This window comes from Frankia sp. RB5 (assembly GCF_059816245.1).
Genome location: NZ_JCBATA010000155.1, coordinates 1 through 1,390, shown reverse-complemented (window position 1 = coordinate 1,390; position 1,390 = coordinate 1). Strand labels below are relative to the sequence as shown.

1 protein-coding gene is annotated in these 1,390 nt (G+C 73.5%); it reads left to right on the top strand.

Annotated elements, in window-relative coordinates; translation table 11 throughout:
* Positions 1–1,390, top strand: a 1,390-nt coding sequence (locus tag AC6EXY_RS33265; RefSeq protein ID WP_499819025.1) for a SpnB-like Rossmann fold domain-containing protein, incomplete at both ends; no start/stop codon positions are given.

Genomic DNA, 1,390 nt, shown 5'->3' with positions numbered 1-1,390 from the left:
CACCCCACCCACCTCACCATCACCCTCGACCCCCCCACCCCCCACAACCACCGCACCATCACCATCCACACCCGCCCCCACCCCGACACCCCCTGGACCACCCACGCCACCGGCACCCTCACACCCGGCACCGAGCAGCCAGCCTCGTTCGACCTCACGGCCTGGCCGCCGTCCGGAGCCAAGCCGATCGACCTGACCGGCGCCTACGAACGCCTCGCCGAACGCTCCTACAAGTACGGCCCGGCCTTTCAGGGACTACAGGCCGCGTGGCGCCTAGGCGACGAGATCTTCGCCGAGGTGCGCCTGAGTGAGGACCTCGCCTCCGACGCCGGAAACTTCGAGATCCATCCCGCGCTCCTCGACGCCGCCCTGCACCCTCTGGTGCTCGTCGCCGACGAGTCGAGCGACGCCGACACCGACGCCGAGGAGAACGTGGGCCCCCGCGTCCCCTTCTCCTGGTCGGGCGTCACCCTGTACGCCACCGGGGCCACCGCGCTGCGGGTCCGGCTCACCCCGACCGGTCCGAACACGGCGAGCGTCCTGCTCGCGGACACGACCGGAGCACCGGTCGCCGCCGTCGACACCCTGGCCCTCCGGGCGATCTCGCTGGACCGGCTGAGTGACGCCGGGCCGTTGCGCGACTCGCTGTTCGGGCTGGAGTGGGTTCCCCTGCCCGGCGGCCACCGACCGGTGCACCCCACCAGCACCCTCGCCGTGCTCCTGGGCACCGAGGACACCTGGGCCGGCCTCGCCCTACCCGGCGAGAGCACCTACCTGGACCTGGACGCGCTCTCCGCCACCCTCACCGCCGGCGAGCCCGTGCCCGCGACCGTCGTCGTCAGTCCCGCGGTCTTCCCGGCCGCGACCGGCGGCCTCGACCCGGCGGAGGTCGGCTCCGACCTCGACGACGTCGTGGCCACCACGCACAGCAACGCCGAGGCGGCACTCCGGCTTGTCCAGCAGTGGCTCGCCGAGGACCGGTTCGCCGACTCCCGCCTCGTCGTGGTGACCCGCGGCGCCACCGCGGCCGACGGCATCATCGGGAACCTCGCGCAGGCCAGCCTGTGGGGTCTGATCCGCTCCGCCCAGGCGGAGCATCCGGATCGCTTCGTGCTCGCCGACCTCGCGCTCGATGGCGACCCGCGCTCGTCGGCCACGCTCCTGCTCGACGGCCTGACCACCGGCGAGCCCCAGTTCGCCGTGCGCGACGGGCAGATCCGCGTCCCCCGGCTGGCACGGGTGGAGCCGGCCGAGGCGGAAGGTCCGCTGTTCGATCCGGAGGGGACCGTCCTCATCACCGGCGGCACCGGCACCCTCGGCACCCTCCTCGCCCGCCACCTCGTCCACCACCACGGCGTCCGCCACCTCCACCTCACCAGCAGACAAGGAC